Origin of the sequence: Geminisphaera colitermitum TAV2 (assembly GCF_000171235.2) — a bacterium.
Classification (GTDB): domain Bacteria; phylum Verrucomicrobiota; class Verrucomicrobiia; order Opitutales; family Opitutaceae; genus Geminisphaera; species Geminisphaera colitermitum.
In genome coordinates, this window is record NZ_ABEA03000176.1 from 34,593 (window position 1) to 55,226 (window position 20,634).

19 protein-coding genes and 1 tRNA gene are annotated in these 20,634 nt (G+C 62.5%); 5 read left to right on the forward strand and 15 right to left on the reverse strand.

The annotated features are described in order from the left end of the window. Positions 1 to 48: 48 nt before the first annotated feature. The 14 genes from OBACDRAFT_RS20115 to OBACDRAFT_RS20175 form a co-directional block, all read right to left on the reverse strand. On the reverse strand, positions 49 to 1,491 hold the full coding sequence (locus OBACDRAFT_RS20115) for an NADH-quinone oxidoreductase subunit N (RefSeq protein WP_052362300.1): 1,443 nt from the start codon (positions 1,489 to 1,491) through the stop codon (positions 49 to 51). Between the two features lie 65 nt (positions 1,492 to 1,556). Next, positions 1,557 to 3,101, reverse strand: a complete 1,545-nt coding sequence (locus OBACDRAFT_RS20120) for a complex I subunit 4 family protein (RefSeq protein WP_232767454.1) — start codon at positions 3,099 to 3,101, stop codon at positions 1,557 to 1,559. A 21-nt stretch (positions 3,102 to 3,122) separates the two neighbouring features. Then, complete coding sequence (locus OBACDRAFT_RS20125; RefSeq protein WP_043588707.1) at positions 3,123 to 4,715, reverse strand: complex I subunit 4 family protein; 1,593 nt, start codon at positions 4,713 to 4,715, stop codon at positions 3,123 to 3,125. 137 nt (positions 4,716 to 4,852) lie between these two features. After that, positions 4,853 to 6,871 (reverse strand): NADH-quinone oxidoreductase subunit L, encoded by a 2,019-nt coding sequence (gene nuoL / locus OBACDRAFT_RS20130; RefSeq protein ID WP_043588709.1) that lies wholly within the window; start codon positions 6,869 to 6,871, stop codon positions 4,853 to 4,855. A gap of 9 nt (positions 6,872 to 6,880) precedes the next feature. Then, the gene (locus tag OBACDRAFT_RS20135; RefSeq protein WP_052362301.1) at positions 6,881 to 7,351 is read right to left on the reverse strand and encodes a GxxExxY protein; all 471 of its coding nucleotides are present in this window, start codon (positions 7,349 to 7,351) and stop codon (positions 6,881 to 6,883) included. Positions 7,352 to 7,363: 12 nt separating this feature from the next. Continuing rightward, positions 7,364 to 7,726 (reverse strand): NADH-quinone oxidoreductase subunit NuoK, encoded by a 363-nt coding sequence (gene nuoK, locus OBACDRAFT_RS20140; RefSeq protein ID WP_043588711.1) that lies wholly within the window; start codon positions 7,724 to 7,726, stop codon positions 7,364 to 7,366. A 1-nt stretch (position 7,727) separates the two neighbouring features. Then, entirely contained in the window at positions 7,728 to 8,264 is a 537-nt protein-coding gene (locus OBACDRAFT_RS20145; protein WP_043588712.1) for an NADH-quinone oxidoreductase subunit J family protein, read from the reverse strand. 134 nt (positions 8,265 to 8,398) lie between these two features. Then, the gene (gene nuoH / locus OBACDRAFT_RS20150) at positions 8,399 to 9,589 is read right to left on the reverse strand and encodes an NADH-quinone oxidoreductase subunit NuoH (RefSeq protein ID WP_043588714.1); all 1,191 of its coding nucleotides are present in this window, start codon (positions 9,587 to 9,589) and stop codon (positions 8,399 to 8,401) included. A 17-nt stretch (positions 9,590 to 9,606) separates the two neighbouring features. Continuing rightward, entirely contained in the window at positions 9,607 to 10,245 is a 639-nt protein-coding gene (locus tag OBACDRAFT_RS31300; RefSeq protein WP_081722225.1) for an REP-associated tyrosine transposase, read from the reverse strand. Beyond that, positions 10,242 to 10,913 (reverse strand): NuoI/complex I 23 kDa subunit family protein, encoded by a 672-nt coding sequence (locus tag OBACDRAFT_RS20155; RefSeq protein WP_081722226.1) that lies wholly within the window; start codon positions 10,911 to 10,913, stop codon positions 10,242 to 10,244. The genes OBACDRAFT_RS31300 and OBACDRAFT_RS20155 overlap by 4 nt, the downstream gene beginning before the upstream one ends. Positions 10,914 to 10,934: 21 nt before the next feature. Then, positions 10,935 to 12,014 (reverse strand): NADH-quinone oxidoreductase subunit D-related protein, encoded by a 1,080-nt coding sequence (locus OBACDRAFT_RS20160; RefSeq protein WP_043588787.1) that lies wholly within the window; start codon positions 12,012 to 12,014, stop codon positions 10,935 to 10,937. Positions 12,015 to 12,091: 77 nt separating this feature from the next. Continuing rightward, positions 12,092 to 12,787, reverse strand: coding sequence for an NADH-quinone oxidoreductase subunit C (locus OBACDRAFT_RS20165; RefSeq protein ID WP_043588716.1), 696 nt, complete (start codon positions 12,785 to 12,787; stop codon positions 12,092 to 12,094). A gap of 2 nt (positions 12,788 to 12,789) precedes the next feature. Further along, a complete protein-coding gene (locus OBACDRAFT_RS20170) occupies positions 12,790 to 13,491 on the reverse strand; it encodes an NADH-quinone oxidoreductase subunit B (RefSeq protein ID WP_081722228.1) in 702 nt (233 codons plus the stop codon). A gap of 46 nt (positions 13,492 to 13,537) precedes the next feature. Further along, positions 13,538 to 13,915, reverse strand: a complete 378-nt coding sequence (locus OBACDRAFT_RS20175; RefSeq protein ID WP_043588718.1) for an NADH-quinone oxidoreductase subunit A — start codon at positions 13,913 to 13,915, stop codon at positions 13,538 to 13,540. 297 nt (positions 13,916 to 14,212) lie between these two features. On the opposite strand from OBACDRAFT_RS20175, the gene hemB reads away from it, so the two are divergent. After that, positions 14,213 to 15,247, forward strand: a complete 1,035-nt coding sequence (hemB, locus tag OBACDRAFT_RS20180; RefSeq protein WP_043588719.1) for a porphobilinogen synthase — start codon at positions 14,213 to 14,215, stop codon at positions 15,245 to 15,247. 25 nt (positions 15,248 to 15,272) lie between these two features. Here hemB and OBACDRAFT_RS20185 read toward each other — a convergent pair whose 3' ends face one another. Continuing rightward, entirely contained in the window at positions 15,273 to 15,812 is a 540-nt protein-coding gene (locus OBACDRAFT_RS20185) for a DJ-1 family glyoxalase III (protein ID WP_088179331.1), read from the reverse strand. 21 nt (positions 15,813 to 15,833) lie between these two features. Between OBACDRAFT_RS20185 and OBACDRAFT_RS20190 the strand changes: the two genes are divergently transcribed. The 4 genes from OBACDRAFT_RS20190 (at position 15,834) to OBACDRAFT_RS20205 (ending at position 20,595) form a co-directional block, all read left to right on the forward strand. Further along, the gene (locus OBACDRAFT_RS20190) at positions 15,834 to 16,919 is read left to right on the forward strand and encodes an NAD-dependent epimerase/dehydratase family protein (RefSeq protein WP_052362302.1); all 1,086 of its coding nucleotides are present in this window, start codon (positions 15,834 to 15,836) and stop codon (positions 16,917 to 16,919) included. 121 nt (positions 16,920 to 17,040) lie between these two features. Beyond that, the gene (locus OBACDRAFT_RS20195; protein WP_043588791.1) at positions 17,041 to 18,309 is read left to right on the forward strand and encodes a BaiN/RdsA family NAD(P)/FAD-dependent oxidoreductase; all 1,269 of its coding nucleotides are present in this window, start codon (positions 17,041 to 17,043) and stop codon (positions 18,307 to 18,309) included. A 116-nt stretch (positions 18,310 to 18,425) separates the two neighbouring features. Next, positions 18,426 to 18,502 (forward strand) — tRNA-Pro (locus tag OBACDRAFT_RS20200). Positions 18,503 to 18,786: 284 nt separating this feature from the next. After that, a complete protein-coding gene (locus tag OBACDRAFT_RS20205; RefSeq protein ID WP_081722229.1) occupies positions 18,787 to 20,595 on the forward strand; it encodes a recombinase family protein in 1,809 nt (602 codons plus the stop codon). The last annotated feature ends 39 nt before the right edge of the window (positions 20,596 to 20,634 follow it).

A 20,634-nucleotide genomic window follows, 5' to 3' on the forward strand; every position in this document is an offset into this window, starting at 1 on the left:
GGAGCGACGGGAACAGACCGAGAAAAATCAGGAGCGCCGTCGCAATGATTAGGGCGATGGCGGCGGGAAGAGGCGTGTGGATGGTCGTCGAAGCGGGGGGGGGGGGGGATTGGTCACGAGTGCCTGTTTGAGGATTTGCAGGTAATAGTAGAGGGCGACGGCACTCATGGCGATGGCGAGGATCGCAAGCCAGCCGGTGGGCGAGGCGAGTCCGGCAGGGCGAAGGGCGGCGGCGAAGAGGTAGAATTTGCCGAAAAATCCGGCGAGCGGAGGGATGCCGGCGAGCGAGAGCACGCAAACAAAGAGGATCGCGGCGAGGAAGGGGGAGCGTTTCCAGAGTCCGGCGAGATCGGTGAGGGCGTTGATGGGGCGGGCGGTGGTGGGAGAGTTGTTGGAATCGAGGACGGCGAGGACGCCGAAAATACCAATCGTGGCGAGGCCGTAGGTGAGAGCGTAGTAAACGGTCGCGCTGGTATCGCCGAGGGCGACGCCGAGGAGCAGGACGCCAGCGTGCGCAATGGCTGAATACGCGATGAGGCGACGGACGCTGGTCTGCGCAAGCGCTGCTATGTTGCCCAGGAGTATCGAGGCTGCGGATACGAGCAGGAGAACAGGCAGCCAGCCGGTGAGCGGAGCAAACTGGAGCGCTGCCGGGGCGAGCGCGGTGTGGAGTAAACGGAAAAAGAGGGCGAGTCCGGCGAGTTTGGATGCGGATGCGATGAGCGCGGCGGCGGGGGAGGGGGCGCCTTCGTAAACGTCGGGCGCCCAGAGGTGGAAGGGGGCGGCGGCGGCTTTGTAGCCGAAACCAACAAGGACCATCACGAGGGCGACGAGGAGGAGTGGCGAGATGCGGGCGGGGGGGGCGAGAGCGGCGGCGATGGCGTCGAACTGGATAGAGCCGGTGAACCCGTAGATGAGGCTGAATCCAAAGAGGAGGAACGCGGCAGCCATGCCTCCGAAGAGGAAGTATTTGAGTCCGGCCTCGGCGGAGGCGGGGCTGGTTTTGTCGAGCGCGGCGAGGATGTAGAGCGAGAGGCTGGCAAGTTCGAGGCCGAGGAAGGCGACGAGGAGGTTGTTCGCCACTGCCATGAGCGTGAAGCCCGCCGTGGCGAGGAGGACGATGGCGGCGTGCTCGGCGGGGTGCGCGTTGCGGTCACGCGAAGGGAGCAGGAAAGTCAGCGCAGCGAGGGCGAGGACGCCGAGGCGGATGACGGCGGCGAAGGAGTCGAGGATGAACGCGCCGGGGGGGAGGAGTGTCGGGGAAGGCGAGGCGAAGGTGAGGGTGCAGATGAAAGCAGGAGCGAGGGTTTGAAACGCAGCCGAGGCGAGCGCGCCAAGGGCAATGGCGGTGGCGGCGGCGAGGCGGGCGCGATCGGAGAGGCGGCGTCCGACGGAAAGGTCGAAGGCGAGCACGATCAACATGCCGAGTGTCAGCATGATTTCGGGCCGGAGCGCGTGGAGGAGTTCGATGTAGGGATTGGGCGAGGGCATCGCGTGTCGAGGGAAGGAATGTTTATTTCAGCGCGGCTTGGAACAGCGGGGACTGGAGCGCGGGATTAATCCAGTTGAGAAGGAGGTCGGGCATCAGGCCGATGATGAGAGTTGTGGCGATCAGGATGAGCGCGCCGAGTTTTTCGGGGAGCGTGATCGGTGCATAGGTAGGGGCTTCGCTTGCGAAGCCCGAGGGGGGGGGGGGGCAGGGGAGGGACATTGGTGTTCGTTGCATCGACGGCGGACGCGGGCTTCGCAAGCGAAGCCCCTACCGGAGAGGTTTTGCCGAAGAATGACACCTGGATTGCGCGCAGGGTGAAGGCGGCGGCGATGAGGATGCCGATGGCGGCGATCAAGGCCCAGAGGCGGGAGGTTTGCCAGGCGCCGACAAGGATGGAGAGTTCGGCCGGGAATCCGCTGAAGCCGGGCAGACCCATCGAGGCGAGTCCGGCAATCACGAAGGTCGTTGCGGCAAAGGGCAGCAGGCGGTGCAGGGGCAGGGCGCGGAGGTCGGCGAGGTTGCGGGTGTGCGTGCGTTCGTAAACCATGCGTCCGACGACGGCGAAGAGGAGTCCGGCGATGATGCCGTGCGAAAACATTTGGAGAACAGCTCCGCTGAGGGCGCGTTCGTTGGCAGCGGCAAGGCCGAGCAGGACAAATCCCATGTGGCTGACGGAGGAGTAGCCGATGACAAATTTGAAGTCGTCCTGGATGAGCGCGATGAACCCGGCGTAAACGATACCAATGACGGCGAGCCAGCCGATGAAGGGGGCGAAGGTGTGGTAGCCTTCAACAAAAAGCGGGATGGCAACGCGGAGGCATCCGTAAGCGCCGAGTTTCATGACGACTCCGGCGAGGAGCATGGAGGCGGCGGTGGGCGCGGCGACGTGTCCGGTGGGCGCCCAGGTGTGGAAGGGGAACATGCCGGCGAGGACGGCGAATCCAGTGAAGACGAGGGCGAACATGCCGAGTTGTTGCGCGTGACTGAAGTGGGTGGCGGCTTCGGCGAGTTGCGTGAGCGAGAAGGTTTGAACGGCGTGGGGGGGGGGGAGGGCGGCGGCCGTGGCGTGCGCCCAGAGGAGTCCGGCCATGACGAGGGCGCTGCCGGCGAAGGAGTAGAGCACAAGTTTCATCGCGCCGTATTCGCGGTTGGTGGAGCCCCATTTCGCCACGAGGAAGTATTTGGGGACGATGGCGATTTCGTAGAAGACGAAGAACACAAACGCATCGGCGCTGAGGAACACGCCGTAAACGCCGCCGATGAGCGCGAGGTAGAGCGCGAAAAATTCGCCGGTGCGGTCGGTGATGTTCCACGAGAAGAGAATGCCCGCGAGCGCGGCAATGGCGGTGAGAACAACAAGCGTGAGGCTGATGCCGTCAGCCGCGAGGTGGTATTGAATGCCGAGTTCGGCAATCCAGGGGAGGTTGACGAGGGTTTGCGGGTCGGGGGATGGCGTAAATTCGATGGCCGCGAGCGCAACGATGGCAGCGGCAGCAAGTGCTGTAGTGATGGCGACGATACGCGCGGCGGCGGGTGAGCGGCGTCCGGCGAGGAGCGTGAGGAGCGCGCCGGCAAGGGAGATGTAGATGGTCCAGGGAAGGAGGTTCATCGGGAGAGGTTTTGCAGCATGTCAGCCGAGGAGGGATCGGAAGAGGTTGATGAGGAGTTGCGGCGCGAGGCCGAGAACGAACATCAGGACGATCGCGGGGGCCAGTGTGAGGATTTCGGTCGCAGTGAGGTCGGTGACGCGTTGGGCATTGGGCGTGACGGGGCCGTGGAAAACGCGTTGCCAGAAGGTGAGCAGGAACAGCGCGGTGGCGAGGAGGCCGAGCGTGGCAATGGCGGCAACCACGGGTGCAGCACCGAAGACGCCGCGGAAAATCAGAAATTCGCCGACGAAGCCGTTGAGTCCGGGCAGGCCAAGCGAGGAGAACATCGAGATGCCGCAGAACGCGGCGAAAATCGGGGCGACTTTGCGCACGCCGCCGAAGTCACCCATGCCACGCAGTCCGCCGGTGCGGTTCTCCAAAATGCCGATGCAATAAAAGAGCGCGGCGGCAGAGAGGCCGTGGTTGAACATTTGCAGGATCATGCCGGTGAGGGCGGCGGTGAATGTTTGGCTTGTGGAGGGAAGATGGTCGGCGGCGATTACGAAGGCGAAGAAGGCGAGCAGGCAGTAGCCAAGGTGGTTGATCGAGGAGTAGGCGATCATGCGTTTGAGGTCGCGCTGGCGGAGCGCGGCAAAGGCTCCGAAAACGACACCCGCAAGCGCGAACCAGATGAGGATGGGAGCGGTGATGATGAGTTCTATCGGGAAAATGGACCAGAGAATGCGGATGAAACCGTAGAGTCCCATTTTGGACATGATGGCGGTGAGAAATATGGACGCACCGGTCGGGGCTGCGGCATAGGCGGAGGGAAGCCACGTGTGAAAGGGAAACAGCGGAACTTTTACGGCCAAACCGAGGAGCACTCCGAAAAACACCAGCATGGGCAGCGCGGGGGAAACCGCGGCGAGTTTGTCAGCGAGTTTGTCGCTGCTGAAAAGGTGGAATTGGAGTTCTTCAAAATTGAGCGTGCCGGTGACGGCGTAAATGGCGGCGAAGGAGAGCAACATGAAGGCGCTGCCGCCCATCGTGTAGATGACAAATTGATACGCGGCACGAGAAGCGTTGCCGGGACGGGTGTCGCCGTTGGAGTCGGTATCGTTGCCGTAAAGTTTTGTGAGGAAAAACGCGGGGAAGAGGCTGAGTTCCCAAAAGAGAAACCAGAGGAAGAAATCTTGCGCGAGGAAGACGCCGAGCGCCGCGCCTTGAATGGTGAGAAAGAGTATGCCGGGAAGCCGGGGGGGGGGGGGGGGAAGGGATGTCGCGGACGTTGCGGGGCTGCGCCATGTGGCGGCGAGAGACATGGGCGCAATGAGGCCGGTGAGTAAAACGAGAACGAGCGAGATGCCGTCAATGCCGAGTGTGTAGTTGATATTTAATGGCGCGATCCATGTGTGCCGTTCGGCGAGTTGAAGGGTGCCTGCGGCGGCGGTGTCGAATGCGGGCAGGACAGCAGCGAGGGTGAGCGCGAGCGTCGAGAGGCTGAACACGAACGCAATGAGGCGGGTGGTGCGATGTCCGGCGGGCGAACGCGAGAGTTGCGGCAACGCGGCGAGCAGGAGCGCGCCAATCCACGGAACGAAAATGATGAGAGAGAGAAGCGGGACGTTGGTCATGTTGTCGTTTTATTGGGTCACGCAGAGACGCGGAGACGCAGAGGAAGGCAGAATCATTGCAGAAAGATCGTTCAAAATTTCAACACTCTGCGTCTTTGCGTCTCTGCGTGAGCCTTGATTGTGTAGTGTATTGGAAATCATAGTACACCTCCCAAGATCAGGGTGACGACGATCAGGGCGACAAAGCCGAGGGCGAGGCCGGTCAGGGAAACGCGGGCGTCGCCGGTTTGCGTGCGGGAATAGGCGCGGGCCGTCGTGCGGAGGGCGTCGGTCGTGGCGTCGAAACTGCCGTTGATGTTCACTTCGTCGGTGTCGCGTGTGACGCCTCCGGTAAAGCAGGCGAGTCCGGCAAGGGCGCGAATCGCTCCGCCCCAGATCCAGCGGTCAGCAAAGTCGGACAGCGCGGCGGCGATGGTCGTGAAGCGTCCGACGGTGGCGGCGTAAAGTTCGTCGATGTAGAGGCGGTGGGCGAAGGCGTTGAAGAGGCCGGGCGCGACGCGTTCGACGGGGTCGGGCGCGGTGGCGTTGTCGTGTCCGCGTTGGATGCGGGAGCGGCGGGCGTAGATGGCAAGTCCGGAGCCGATGCCGATGGCGACGAGCGCGATGGAGGTCAGCATGAGGCCCGTGCCTTCGTCGAAAATGCCGTGGCCGTGGACTTCGGCGCGGCCTTCGAGCATCGCCTGCAACCAGGGCCAGGCAGGTGTGCCGAGGAAGCCGAGGGCGATGGCGCAGATCGCGAGGAGGACGAGGGGGAGCGTCATCGAGAGTGGGTTTTCGTGCGCGTGTTCGGCGGCGTGGGTGCGGGGTCTTCCCATAAACACCTCGGCGACGAGGCGCGTCATGTAGAAGGCGGTGAGGATGACGGCGGCGAGCGCGGCGAGGAAGGGGAGTTGCGAAACGGGCCATGCGTGCGCGCCGTGCAGGATGGCTTCTTTGGACCAGAAGCCGGAGAATACGAAGGGAACGCCAGCGAGCGCCATCATGCCGATGGCAAAGGTGGCGAAGGTGAGTTTCATGCGCGGGGCGAGTCCGCCGAGTTTGCGGATGTCTTGCTCGTGGTGGGCGGCGTGGATGACGGAACCGGCTCCGAGGAAGAGGAGGGCTTTGAAGAAGGCGTGCGTGAGGAGGTGAAAGATGGCGGCGGGCCAGGCTCCGACGCCAATGGCAAGCATCATGTATCCGAGTTGTGATACAGTGGAGTAGGCGAGGACGCGTTTGATGTCGTTTTGGGCGGTTGCGAGAATTGCGCCGAAGAGGGCGGTGATGGCTCCGATGGTGGCAATGACTGCAAGGGCGTCGGGCGTAAGGAGGGGTTGGATACGCGCCATGAGGAACACGCCTGCCGCCACCATGGTTGCGGCGTGGATGAGGGCGGAGACGGGCGTGGGGCCTTCCATGGCGTCGGGAAGCCAGACGTGGAGGGGGAACTGGCCGGATTTGCCGACGGCTCCGCAGAAGATGAGCAGGCCGATGGCGGTCGAGACGGCGAGTCCGCCGGGGAGGGCGAGGGCAGCGAGCGAACCGAGTTGCGTGGTTTCGAGGAAGCCCGCGCCGTTGTCGTAGAAGAGGAGGGTGTCGGTCGCGGAGTGAAGCCAGAGGATGCCGAGAAGGAAACCGAGGTCGCCGATGCGGGTGACGATGAAGGCTTTTTTCGCGGCGGCGGCGGCGGATGGTTTTTCAAACCAGAATCCGATGAGGAGGTAGGAGGCGAGTCCGACGAGTTCCCAGCACACGAAGAGGAGCAGCAGGCTGTTGGAAATGAGGAGGCCGAGCATCGCGGCGGCGAAGAGGCTGAGGTAACAGAAGAATTTCCCGTAGCGCGGGTCGTCCTTCATGTATCCGGTGCTGAAAAGGAAAATCAGGAAGCCGACGAAGGTAACCATCACGAGCATGAAGGCGGTGAGGGGATCAAGGAGGAGGCTGAGGGGCAGCTTGAGCGCGCCGGCGTTGATCCAGTCGAGGGTGGCGGTGGCGTGGGCGGCGGGACTGGCGAGGGCTTCACGTAGTGATAGACAGGATACGACGAAGGCGGCAGCCATTGCGGCGAGCGCAGCGGTGGAGGCCAGGCGGCTGCGCGCGGAGGTGAACACACCGATGACGCAGGCAGCGAGGGGAAGCGCAGGGATAAGCCAGAGATGCGGGACAAGGGTTGGCATGGATGGATTCTAATTTGTGTCACGCAGAGACGCAGAGGCGCAGAGCTGCGGAGATGCAGAGGATGAGAGATTATTGGCGATGCGTTTGATGCCGTCTTTGATGAGAGGGGCTCCGAAATTGATGAGCAGTCCGAGTCGGTAATCGAGAAGACGGAGATAGGTGAGGAGTTGTTTGGAGTGAACGGGGGCGAGGGTTTCGGCAGACTTGAGTTCGACGACGATGCAATCGTTGACGACAAGGTCAGCGCGAAAGCCTTCATCGAACCGGAGATCGTCCCATTCGATGGGGATGGGTTTCTGACGTTCAACCTTGAGGTTCAGTTGGGCAAGTTCACGGGAGAGGATGGTTTCATACACACTTTCCAGTAATCCTGGTCCCAGTCTGGAATGTATCCGATAGGCGGCATCGACGATCTGTCCGGAAATGTGATTTAATGCATTTTCACTCTGCGTCTCTGCGTCTCTGCGTGAGGTTTGCATTGTTTCAGTGGTTTAGCCTTTGAGCGCGGTTGCGTCTTGCAGGCGGATGGCGCGGCGGTGGCGGTAGAGGGCGATGATGAGGGCGAGGCCGACCGCGGCTTCGGCGGCGGCGATGGCGATGCTGAATATCACAAAGACAACGCCGGTGGCGGGCGAGGCTGCAGAGGCTCCGGCGGCTCCGGCATCAAAACCGTGCCGCCAGAAGGCGATGAAGTTGATGTTGGCAGCATTGAGCATGAGTTCGATGCCGAGCAGGACGAGAATTGCACTGCTGCGGGCAAGGGCGGTTGTCAGGCCGATGGTAAAGAGCGCCGCCGAAAACAGGAGGCTGAGGTGCAGCGGACTGGCGAGGAGATCGGAAAGGCTGGTGATCATGTCAGCGAGTGGTGCGCGCGTCGCGGGGTTTGTCGGTGGCGGCGAGGAGGATGGAACCGAGGAGCGCAACGGTCAGGAGCGCGCCTGTGATGAGGACCGCGGCGGCGTGCTCGCCGGTGAGCGCGTGGCCGAGGTCTTTTATTGTGAGGGAGGGGGGGGGGGGGGCGTCAGAGGCAAGGGCTGCGGAGTCGGGGGAGGGGAGGGCGGTGCAGAGAATCGCGGCGAAGATCATGGCGGCGACGGCTCCGCCAGCAGCGACAGCCCAGTTGAGGCGGCGACGGGTGGCGGGTTCTTCGGCGGGATCGTCGGGCGCGCGACGGGTGAGGACGACGGCAAAAAGAACCACCATCGAGATTGCACCGACATAAACGAGGACCTGGGCAAAGGCCACGAACTCGGCTCCGGCCCAGAGATAAAAGGCGGCAATGCCGATCCATGCGGGGACGAGGAAAATCGCGGATCGAATGATATTGCGCAACGAGAGCGCAGCCGCGGCGGTGACGAGCGTAAATGCGGCGATGAGAAGGAGTGTGAGCATGGAAAAAAGGAGGAAGGAGAAATTAGGAATTAGGAAGTGGGCGGCTTCGCTGTCGCTGCGGGTTGCGAAAGTTGTGAGAGGTTTGTGTGCATCGGTTCGTTTTTCTAATTCCTAATTTCCACTTCTTAATTTCCTCAGGCGTAGCGGTAGGTGCGGGGGCCGAGGCCGGCGCTGAGGCGGCGGGCGAGGAGGACATACGGGATGACGACGAGCGCAAGGGGGAGGAGCCAGCGGAGGGCGAGGAGCGGGCCGGTCCAGGCGGGAGTGAGGAGCCAGAGGGCGGCGGCGCCGAGGTTGAGGAGGGCGAGGGGAATCAGGAATTTCCACGCGAGTTTCAGGAGTTGGTCCATGCGCAGGCGCAGGAGCGTGGCGCGCGCCCAGATGAAGAGCATCATGCAGGCGATGAGTTTGATGCCGAACCAGGCGTAGCTGGGGATGAATTGCAGGAATTCGCAGGGGGCCTGCCAGCCGCCAAGGAAAAGGGTCACGCCGAGTCCGGCGAGGGCGGTCATGCCGAAGTATTCGCCCATGAAAAAGAGCGCGTATTTGAATCCTGAATACTCGGTGAGGTGTCCGGCGATGATTTCGCTTTCGGCTTCGGGGAGGTCGAATGGGCAGCGGTTGGTTTCGGCAAGGGCGGCGATGAGGAAAATGGGCGCGGCGGCGAGTCCCCAGGGGGTGAAGAGGTTCCAGTGAGGGAGGAGTCCGCCGAGGCTCCAGGCTCCTTGCGCGGTGACAATGCCGGGGAGCGAGAGGGTGCCGGCGGCCATGACGGCGGGGATGGCGACGAGGAGGAGGGGGAGTTCGAAGCTGATGAGTTGCGCGAGGGCGCGCATGGCGGAGATGAGCGAGTATTTGTTATGGCTGGACCAGCCGGCCATGAAGATGGCGAGTTCGGTGGCGGCTCCGGCTGCGAAGAAATAGAGGATGCCTGCGTCGAGGTTGAGCGCGGTGAGGTGGAGTCCGCAGGGGATGACGGCGAAGCCGAGGAGCGCGAAAAAGACAGCGCAGCAGGGGGCGAGGAAGTGGAGCAGCTTGTCGGCGGTGGCGGGGATGAGGTCTTCCTTGGTGAGGGCTTTGACGGCGTCGGCAAAGGGTTGCATGTAGCCGAAGGGGCCGGTGCGGTTGGGGCCATAGCGGTTTTGGAAGCGGCCAAGGACTTTGCGCTCGGTGACGGTGAAGAGCGCGAAGAAGAGTCCGAAGACGGCAAGTATTGCGATGATGGATACGAGCGAGGTGGCAAGCCAGCGGAGAAAAACGGCGTCGGACGGGAAGAGGGCGTCGAGAAACCAGTCGCGCAGGGTGATGGGAAGTGTTTCGAGCATGGTGTGGCGGCGAGTCTTTAATGTAGGGGCTTCGCTTGCGAAGCCCGCGAAGGGCTAATCAAATTTCCGCTGGGTGTACGAGTGCGCGCGTGAGTGTGAATTTCGTCGAAGCGTGATTCATAATTACGATGCCACTCGACCGGCGGGACTCCATTGGGTGAGAGGTGTTGTGTGAACTGAAACCGGGATGGTGAGGGAATCCAAGAGTGAGGCCACGTATCGGAAGCAGACCGTAGGTGGGCACGCCAAGGATTGAGAAAAGTATAGAGAGCGTATGTCTCATGGTCTTCATCGGGGCGCAGTCGATGTTCCCAAAAGTCTCGCTGCCATTGGTTGGCGGGGTTAGTGGCTTGGCGGATTTGGAATTTCCAGTGGGCTACGCATTGCCCAACAGTGAGTCGGGGGCCGGAAAGTGAAAAAAGGATGTGCAAGTGATCAGGCATGCAGGTTGCGATCTCGATCATCCAATCACCAGCATCGTGACCGGTTTGTAGGATACGGATAGCCGCTTGTGCGTTGTCAGGAGTCGCAAGCCAGGGTGTGCGGTCGTGCGTAATAAACGTGACAAAATAACGGGTTTCCGGACGCGAAACTCGACCGAGACGAAGGTTGTCCGTTTGACGAACGGGACGCAGCGGTTTGCAGGTGATCGTCATGCGGGAGGGGAAGATGGCGATGTGCCACTAGCAACGGAAGACAATGGAGGTGTTGGAGTGGAGGGGTGAGCGGGTGCCGAAGCGGCTGGCGCGGGCTTCGCAAGCGAAGCCCCTACACGGGCTTTGGCGGCGGCGGCGCGTTCCTCGGCTTTGCGTTTGGCTTCGGCTAACGCGGCATCGACGGCGGCGGCTTCGGTGGGGTGGATCTGATTGTAGTAGGCGTTGGACTTGGCGAGTTGGTCGCGGTGGACGAGGAGGTCTTCGTAGCGGTTGTTCGCCGTGATCTCGTAGTGGTGGTCCATTTTTATCGAGTCGAAGGGACACGACTCGGCGCAGAGGCCGCAGCCCATGCAGACGGAAAAATCGATGTCGAATATCGCGGGTTTTTTGAGGGCTTTGCCTTTCTCGTCACGCTCGGGGACGATGTAGATGCACTGCGGAGGGCATTCTTTTTCGCAGATTTTGCAGGCGACGCAGCGAAGGCCTTCAATGGGGCTTTTCCCCTCAATCTCGTCGAACACGAGGAAGGGGAAGCTGCGAAAGTTTTCGGGGAGCGTGGTGCGCTGTTCGGGGTATTGAACAGTGGTGAGGCGGCGCGGGTCGTGATAACTGCCAGCGAAATTTTTGGCGGTGACGACGAGACCTTTCAATATGCCGGTGCCGAACATGGTGGTGAGGAGGTGATAGGGTTAGCGGTCCACCTCGCCGAGGACGATGTCCACGCTGCCGAGGGTGATGACGGCGTCGGCGAGGGTGCCGCCGATGCACATGTCTTCGAGGATGGTGAGGTTGATGAGCGAGGGGGGGCGGATGCGGTAGCGGTAGGGCTGCGGGCTGCCGTCGCTGATGAGATGGAAGCCGAGTTCGCCTTTGGGGGCTTCAATGCGGGCGTAGGCTTCGCCGGGTTTGGGACGGAGGCCGCGGGACTTGGCTTTCGGGTCGGTGACGGGGCCGGCGGGGATGTCGCGCAGGGCTTGTTGCAGGATTTTGAGCGACTCGCGCATTTCGAGCATGCGCATCATGTAGCGGTCGTAGGTATCGCCGTGCGCGCCGAGGGGGACGCGAAAATCGAAGCGGTCGTAAATGGAATACGTATCCACTTTCCGGATATCATAGGGGACGCCGCTGGCGCGGAGCATGGGGCCGGTGATGCCGGCGTTGATGGCGAGCGCGGCGGGGAGTACGCCGGCGCCTTGCGTGCGGGCGAGGAGGATTTCGTTGGTGGTGAGGAGGGCGTCCTGTTCGTCGAGGTAACGGGCGAAGTCGTTTTCGAGGTAGGTTTTTAACTTGGCGAGCCACTCGGGGCTGAGGTCAGCGCGGACGCCGCCAAAGCGCATGTAGTTGCACATCATGCGGGAGCCGGTGAGCTCTTCGATGAGGTCGAGCATGTGTTCGCGTTCGCGGAGGGAGTAGAGGAGGGGGGTGAAGGAGGTGCCGAGGTCGTTGAGGAGGAAACCGACGAGGCAGGCGTGGTTGATGAGGCGGGCGAGTTCGCCGACGATGACGCGGACGTATTCGCCTCGTTCGGGGACGGTGAGGCCGGCGAGTTTTTCGACGGCGTGGACGTAGGCCCAGTTGTTGGTGAGCGAGGAGAGGTAATCGAGGCGGTCGGTGTAGGGGATGCTGGCGAGGTAGGTGGTGTTCTCGGCGAGTTTTTCGTGGTTGCGGTGGAGGTAGCCGAACACGGGTTTGAGTTTGACGATGATTTCGCCATCGAGCGTGGCGACCATCCGGAAGACGCCGTGCGTGGAGGGGTGGTGCGGCCCCATGGAGACTTCGAGGAGGTCGCCGTGGTAGGGGTCGTTGACAGGGCGGACGACGGGAATGTGAGACGGGGCGGTGGTGGTCATGCGGTGGCCTCCGTGGTGGTTTGCGGATAGTGGGTTTTGGCCCGGGTGAGCACTTCGTCGTGCGGGGTGGGTTCCCATTCGTAGTCGTCGGGGGAGATGTAGTCTTTGCGCATGGGGTGGTCTTTGAATTCGTCCCACATGAGGAGTCGGCGGAGGTCGGGGTGGCCTTCGAAATGGATGCCGTAGAGGTCAAAGATTTCGCGTTCCTGGAGTTCGCAGGAGCGCCAGACCGGGGTCAGCGAGGGGACGGTTGTGGCGTCGGTGCGGTTGGCAGTGCGGAGGCGGAGAATGACGGGGGCAGTGGTTTTACGGGCGATGGAGTAGAGGTGATAAACGGCTTCGAGGCAACCGGCGTCGGGGGGGGGGAGGGGGGCGGCTTCGCCGCAACGTCGAACGTCCAACGTCGAACGTCCAACATCCAATGCGGAAGAGGAGGGAGGAGCGGGAGGCGCGGTTTTTGGGGCGGGTTTCGCGGGCCAGTCGATGCCGGTGACGTTGGAGCAGTAGTCGTAGCGCGTAGAGGGATCGTCGCGGAGGAAGGTTGCTATCTCGCGGGCGCGGGGGTGCGCGGCGGCAGTGATGAGGAGGCTGTGTTGCGCGGAGGGGCCGGGGTTGTTGACGAGTTCGAGGGCGTCGGCGCCGAAGCGTTCGGCGAGGCGGGCGTGGAGTTGGTCGAGTGATTCGGTTTCCATTGTCAGGCGCGGGGGAGGGGGGGGGAGGGTTTCCAGACGGCGGGATTGTGCGTGGGAACGAGGTCGTGTTCGCCGTATTCGGGGACGGGATACACACCGTCGTTGTCATTGCGGAGGTGGCGGGGGCGGCCGGGACCGGTGAGTTTTTCGGCGCGCATTTTTTTCTGGAGTTCGATGAGGCCGTTGAGGAGGGCTTCGGGACGGGGGGGGCAGCCGGGGATGTAAACGTCAACGGGGATGAAGCGGTCCACGCCTTTGAGGACGTTGTAGCCTTGCTTGAAGGGGCCGCCGGAGATGGAGCACGCGCCCATGGCAATGCAGTATTTGGGCTCGGCCATCTGGTTCCAAATGCGGACGACTTGCGGCGCCATTTTTTTGGTGACGGTGCCGGAGACGATCATGAGGTCGGCCTGACGCGGGGAGGCGCGGAAGATTTCGGCGCCGAAGCGGGCGATGTCAAAGCGGGCGGCGGCAACGGCAATCATCTCGATGGCGCAGCAGGCGAGGCCGAATTGCAGGGGCCAGATGGAGTTGGTGCGGCCCCAGTTGTAGATGTCGTTGAAGGTGGTGAGCAGGATGCCTTGCTGACGGAGGGACTGCGCTTCGCGAACGTCCAACGTCGAACATCCAACGTCCAACGTCGAAGTGGTTGGTGAGGCATCCGAGGCGTCCTGTTTTTGATCCTGCTGCCGGTTTTGATTCATTGGATGTTCGATGTTGGGCGTTCGATGTTGGGCGTTCACGGCGTGGTTATTTCCATTCGAGGTGTCCGCGTTGCCAGGCCCAGACGAGGCCCTCGGCGAGGAGCAGGATGAAGGCGAGAATCACAAACAACGCCCCCATCGGCAGGCCGGTGAAAGTGACGGCGACGGGGAGCAAAAAAAGAACCTCTACGTCGAAGATCAAAAAGAGGATCGCGTAGAGGTAATAGTGGGCGCGGAACTGAATCCACGAATCGCCTTTGGACGGGAGGCCACATTCATAGATGGCGTTTTTCTCCCGGCCGGGTTTGGGGGGCTGGAATGTTTTGAACCAGATTTGCGCGACGAGAATCAGGGCCAGCGGGAAGATCGCAGCGATGGCAACGAACAACGCGAGGAACGCGTAAGGGTGGTCTGTGGCGGTCATGATTTTGGTCGGGACACGGGAAAAAATCCGCGCACGTTACTGAAAATCAGACCGGCAAAACCACGGCAACGAACAAGCCGGAGTGTTTTTTGGCGAAGGCTGCGCATGTTTTAACGGATACTCAGCGGGATTAACGGAAGAGAGGCGTTCCCAGGTGGTTCAGCCGGACGGCCATCTTCGTTGCGGGAACGTGGGGTGCTCCCACAGGGGCATCGTGTATGTGTGTGTTGGGGGGGGGGGGAGGGTAGGCATGAGGGCTCGCGTTTGTGCGTTGGTTGCTGTTTGGTTCGATCCATCATGCGCACTTCTTCTTCCTCCGCGTCGTCGTCTCCCTTCTCGCTCGATCTCCTGCACCGTCCGCGACGGCTCCGCCGCACCGCCAGCCTGCGCGCCCTCACGCGTGAAACCGTGCTGACGCCGGCCAATCTCATCGCGCCGCTTTTTGTGATCGATGGCGATGTGCCGCCGGAGGAAATTGCGTCGATGCCGGGCGTGTTTCGTTATGGGATCGTGGATCTGGTGGAGGAGTGCCGGGTGTTGCACAATCTTGGCGTTCCTGGCGTGGCGTTGTTTCCGAAGCTTGACGCATCGCTCAAGGATGACGAGGGCAGCGCCGCGCTGGACGAGGAGGCGCTGGTGTTGCGCGCGGTGCGTGCGGTCAAGGAATCCGTGCCGGGCCTTACGGTTATCACGGACGTGGCGCTTGATCCCTATACGAGCCACGGGCATGACGGCGTGCTTAACGCGGCTCGCGACGACGTGGAAAACGACCGCACGGTCGGCATCCTCATGCGCATGGCGGTGATGCAGGCGCAGGCTGGCGTGGATCTTGTGGCACCAAGCGACATGATGGACGGGCGCGTGGAGGCGATCCGACTGGCGTTGGATGCGGCGGGTTTTCAGCAAACGGGCGTGATGGCTTACTCGGCCAAATTTAACTCGGCGTATTACGGTCCGTTTCGCGAGGCCGTGGGCAGCGCGCAGGCGGCGGGCACGCGGTTGCTGGGCAAGGCGACTTACCAGCTCGATCCGGCGAATCGCCGCGAGGCCATCGCCGAGGCGGAACTCGATGAGGCCGAGGGCGCGGACATCATCATGGTAAAGCCGGCGGGGGCGTATCTCGACATCATCCGCGATGTGCGCGAACGGACAAACAAGCCCGTGGCCGCCTACCAGGTGTCGGGCGAGTATGCGCAAATCCAGGCGGCGGCGCGTCTGGGCTGGCTGGACTTGGCGCGCACACGCGACGAATCGTTGCTGGCGATCCGGCGCGCCGGGGCGGACATGATTCTCACCTACTTCGCAAAAGAGGTGGCCAAGTCACTCGCGTGAAAAAACAAAAAATGCCCGCGCAAATTCACGCGCAGATGGAACGGGCGATTTCCTGGGCGGCGTAGGGGTTGAACAAAACCTCGACGAGCTTGAGGCCGAAATCGAGCGCCGTGCCCGCGCCGCGCGAGGTGATGATGTTGCCATCGACCACCACGCGTTGATCGGGCAGGAGGCAGGTCAGTTCGCTGGCGACCGAGGGATGCGCGGTGTAACGGCGTCCCGTGAGCAGGCCGGCATCGGCGAGCACCGTGGGCGCGGCGCAAATCGCGGCGATCCATTTGTGGTGCTGGTGGTGTCGCAACACGCACTCGCGCACGCGGGTGTTGGCGCGGAGGTTTTTGACTCCGGGGCCTCCGGGAATGAGCAGAAGGTCGTAGAGTGTTTCGCTGACGAAGGAGAGCGGGAAGTCGGCCTGCAACGTGAGCTGGTTGCGACCGGTGACACGCAGGTTGTCGGTGTCCGAGGCGAGGGTGACCTGGGCTCCGGCGCGGCGGAGAACGTCGATGGGGGCGACGGCCTCAAGTTCCTCAAAACCCTCTGGCAATATGGCTAGGACCGTGGGCATGCTGGACATGCAAAACATCTGATGAAGACAACGCGAGAACAGTTTGCGGCGGGAAGGGTGGGGGCGGTGGAGAAGCTGGCCGGTAAATCGGTCATGATTTTTGGCGCCGGTTACATCGGTTCCCGGCTGGCGGCGCAGGCGTGCGCGGCGGGAGCGCGGGTGGTGGCGTTGACGCGCAATGCCGAACGTGCCGCCGAACTCGCGGGGTTGCGCGTGGGCGAAGGGGTGAGGGTGATCCGGGCCGATCTGGCTTCGTCCGAATGGCATGACGAAGTCGCGTCTGCGTTGGCGGCGGCGGGGGGGGGGGGGGGGGAGGATGTTGTCGTTAATTGCGTGAGCGGCGGCGGCATGGCGGGCGGTGTCCACGGTTATCGGAGGAGCTACCTTGAGGGTATGCGTTCTATCGTCGCATGGGCGCACGCCACGGGACAGCGGGGCCGGCTGGTTTATACGAGCAGCACCTCGGTTTATCCGCAGGGCGATGGTGTGCGAGTGACGGAATCGATGCCCACGGCGACCGGCGCAGATGCCGCCGACGGTGCGGGCGCGGGCACGGATGTGGCGGGCGAGGTGTTGCTGGAGACGGAGCGGGAGGCTCTGCAAGGCTGGCCGGGTGGCGGTGTCTGCGTGCTGCGGCTGGCGGGGATTTACGGACCGGCGCGGCATCATTTGCTGGGTCAGCTTCGTGCGGCGGTGGCGACGGGTGCGGAGTTGCCGGGCGGGGCGGATGATCACTTGAATCTGATTTACCGCGACGATGTCTGCGATGCGGTGTGGGCGGCGGCTCTGGCAACGGCGGGGGGGGGGGGGGGGGGAGGATGCGCAGGCGAACAGCCGGTTTTCAACATCGCGGATGACGCCCCGCCGACGCGCGCCGAGCTTTGCGGCTGGCTGGCGGAGCGGCTGGGGTTGCCTGTGCCGCGTTTCAGCGGACAGCCGGCGGCGGGACGCAGGCGGCGGACGCCGGACCGTCTCATTGTCAACGAACGGGCGAAGCGAGTGCTCGGCTGGGCGCCGCGGCATCCGACATTCCGCGAGGGGTACGAGGCGATCTTTGAACGTCCAGCATCCAACGTCGAACATCCAACATCCAATGGCGGGCAATGAATGGCGAATGGGGAACGACGGGAGGCGGGAGGTGCGTGGTGGGAGACGGAAATAAAGAAAATTGGCAGTTTGAGACATTGGATGTTGGATGTTCGGCGTTGGATGTTCGATGTTCGCCGCCATGTCTTTACGTGTGCTCATAGTCGGTGGCGGTGCGGCGGGTTTTTTTGCGGCAATCCGGTGTGCGGAGGCGCATCCGGGGGCGCGCGTGGTGCTCTACGAGACATCTCCGCAGCCGCTCGCCAAGGTGCGCATTTCCGGCGGGGGACGTTGCAACGTCACGCACGCCTGCCCCGAACCGCGCGAACTCGTGAAACGTTACCCGCGCGGCGCACGCGAATTGCTGGGACCGTTTCACCATTGGGGACCGCGCGAAACCATTGCGTGGTTTGCGGCGCGCGGTGTGGTCATGAAGACGGAGTCCGACGGGCGCATGTTCCCCGTCACGGACGACTCGGCCACGATCGTCGATTGTCTCACGCGCGCGGCGACCGATGCGGGCGTGCGTGTTTACACGCGCATGGGAGTGCGCGGGATCGAGCGGCGTAATGGAGCAGCGGATACGACGATGCCGGGCGCGGGGGCGAAGGCGGCGTTTGAGGTGACGTTTTCCGATGGTTCGGCGGGCGAATTTGACCGCGTGATCCTGGCAACCGGCGGCGGGCGCGGATCGGCGGGGCCGGACATCGCCCAAAAACTCGGCCATACGATTGTGCCGCCGGTGCCGTCGTTGTTCACGTTTCACATCGACGATGCGCGCATCCGTGGTCTGGAGGGATTGTCCGTGCCGGAGGCGGTCACGGCGATCAAGGGGACGAAGTTGCGCGAGTCCGGCCCGCTGCTCGTCACACACTGGGGCATGAGCGGCCCGGCCGTCTTGAAGATCTCGGCGTGGGGTGCGCGCGAACTCGCGGACTGCGATTATCGATGCACGCTGGTCGTGGCCTGGACGGGCGCGCGCACGATGGCGGAGGTGTATTCCAGCTTGGGGTCCGCACGCGCCGCCAACCCTCGCAAGCAGGTGGTGACGTGGAACCCGTTTACCCTGCCCGCGAGGTTGTGGGAGCGCCTGGTGGAGGCGGCGGGAATTCCGTCTGGCGCGGTCTGGACGGCTGTATCCAACGGTTTGTTACAAACGCTCGCCTCGCAGCTCACCACCGGGGAGTTCACCGTGGAGGGCAAGAGTCTGAACAAGGAGGAGTTCGTGACGTGCGGGGGCGTGAGTTTGCGGGAGGTTGATTTCCGCACGATGGAGAGTCGCGTGTGTCCCGGTCTGTTTTTTGCGGGTGAGCTTCTCGATATCGACGGCGTGACGGGAGGTTTTAATTTTCAGGCCGCCTGGACGACTAGTTGGATCGCCGGATCGGCGGCGGGCGTTGAGAAAGATTGAGCCAAAAACCTGGGATGAGACGAATGGATGCATGAGTAAAAACAGGAGAGCGGGATGCCGGACAGGATACGGTGTTGACATGCATCGACGGATAGGCGGGCTATTGCCGCCGTTAACGGGGTGTAGCTTAGCCTGGTAGAGCGCCTGCTTTGGGAGCAGGAGGTCGAGAGTTCGAATCTCTCCGCCCCGACCACTCTTCCTGAGAGGTAACTCTGCGGAAAAACATTTCAGAAATTACGCAACTCGCTAAAAAACAGCCAGTAACGGAATTATAAAAATTTAGATGTTTTTGGCGAGAGTTCGGAAGGCAGTAGGAAAATTACTCCCGGAAGCCTGAATTTGGGGCTTCGGAGGCCCTGCCATTTAAAATGTCGGATTGATTTTTTGGGAAGAATCTCCACGCTGTTTTTCGTCAAACAAAGCACCGGGGCCGAGGCCAATAGGATCGCCCTCCCACCATCCAACCGGAGGTTTTCCATGTCAGCGATCCATGACCGTATCCTTGCGTCTGCGCTCGGCGCAGCCCCTGTTCCCGTGGCGATCTACGCGCGCGTTTCCACCTTCAATCAAATTGGCGGCCGCTTCGATTCCTGCGGAAGTCAGGTGGCGATCTGCCGCGACTATCTCCAGAAGCACGTCGGAGAGGGCTGGTTCGAGGCGGCCTGTTTCACCGATCCGGCCTACTCGGGCGGCACGCTGAACCGCCCAGGCATTCAGGCGCTGATGCGCCGGATCATGCTGGAGGAGATCAAGGTCGTCCTCATTTTCAAACTTGAGCGCCTGCTGCGCAGCACGGACGAATGGGTGCCGTTGCGCTCTTTTCTGGAAAAGCACAATTGTCAGCTGGTCAGCGCGACGGAAGACCTTTCGGAGGAAACGCCTTCGGGACGTTTGAAGAACAACCTGCTGGTCAGCGTGGGCGAGTATGAACGGCTCAACACCAGCGCCAAGGTCCGCGCCAAACTCATGGAACAGGCCAAGCGCGGCTTCTGGTCCTGCGGCCTCGTTCCCTTCGGCTACGACTACGACACCGATTCGAAGATGCTTTTTCCCCACCCGGAGGAGGCACCGATTGTCCGCCGGATTTTCACCGAGGCGGCCCGGCTTGTCTCGCTGACGGACATTGCCAATGCGCTTTCCGCCGAAGGCATTCGCACGCGCCGCCGGCTCTACAAGCAACGCGACGGCAACCGGCGGGAGGTCGGTGGCGTGCGCTTCAACAGCTTTGTCCTGCGGCGCATGATTGGCAATTCGATCTACGCCGGGCAGGTGCGGATGCGCGGGGAGCGTTTTCCGGGCCGGCACGAGGCGCTGGTGTCCGCCGAACTATGGGAGGAAGCCAACGCAGCGGCCAACAAGCCGGTTGTTGCCCGCCGTCGGCAACTGCGATCCTCGGACAAGCATTTTCATCTGCTCAAGGGGGTGGTCCATTGCGGCTGCTGCCAGCGCGCGATGATTCCCGACGCCAGCGGCAAGCGTGGTCCGGATGGCAAGCCCTACCGCTATTACACCTGCTGCCACCTGCATAAAGAGCGCACCGACTCGGTCTGCCCGGTGCGGCGTGTCTCCGCCGCCGGCTTGGAAGCCGCCTATATCGGTTTCCTCGGCGAATGCTGCCGGCATCCTACCATCCTCGCCTCCGCGATGGAGTTTTCCCGGAAACACAGCGGGACGCAGCAGGCATCCGTGCGCGCGGCCCTGGCCGAAACCGACCGGGCGCTGGCCGAACTCGACCGGCACCTGCGCAATTTTGCCGAAGTCGTCACGGCGGGCGGCCTTGACGTGCTCACCGAGGAACTGCGCGACCGGGCAGTTGCCCTGCGCGAGGAAAAACAACAAAAACTCGTCAAACGGGAGCGCCTGCGGCAGGATCTTGCCGCCTGCGAAGAGAAAGCCCCGGACACCGAGGCCATTCGCCATGCTTTGGAGCGGTTCAACCACGTATTTCCGACCTTGGAACAGGAACAGCAACGCGACTTCGTCACCCTGATTACGGATCGGATTGAAATCCGTCCGGCGGCCTGGTCGTCGCTGCGCACGGAAGGCACCGGACACAAGTTGCCCGGCCGGGCCTTTTCGCTGCGGGTCAAACTCCACGTTCCTAACCTCGTTGAAGGCATGGGAGATGGTATGATGGTCGAAGCGCCGTGTCGCGGCCAGTCGAACAAGTTTCTGACGCTGGAGACGTCGATTGTGGTCAACAACATGAACGCTGCCACGCCGGTGGTTCTTCTGACCCCTGATCTGCGGCTCCTGCGCATCGCCCGGAAATCGGCGGGAGTGTAGTCACGAGATAAGATTGACTGAGTTTTTTTGTGATGGAGA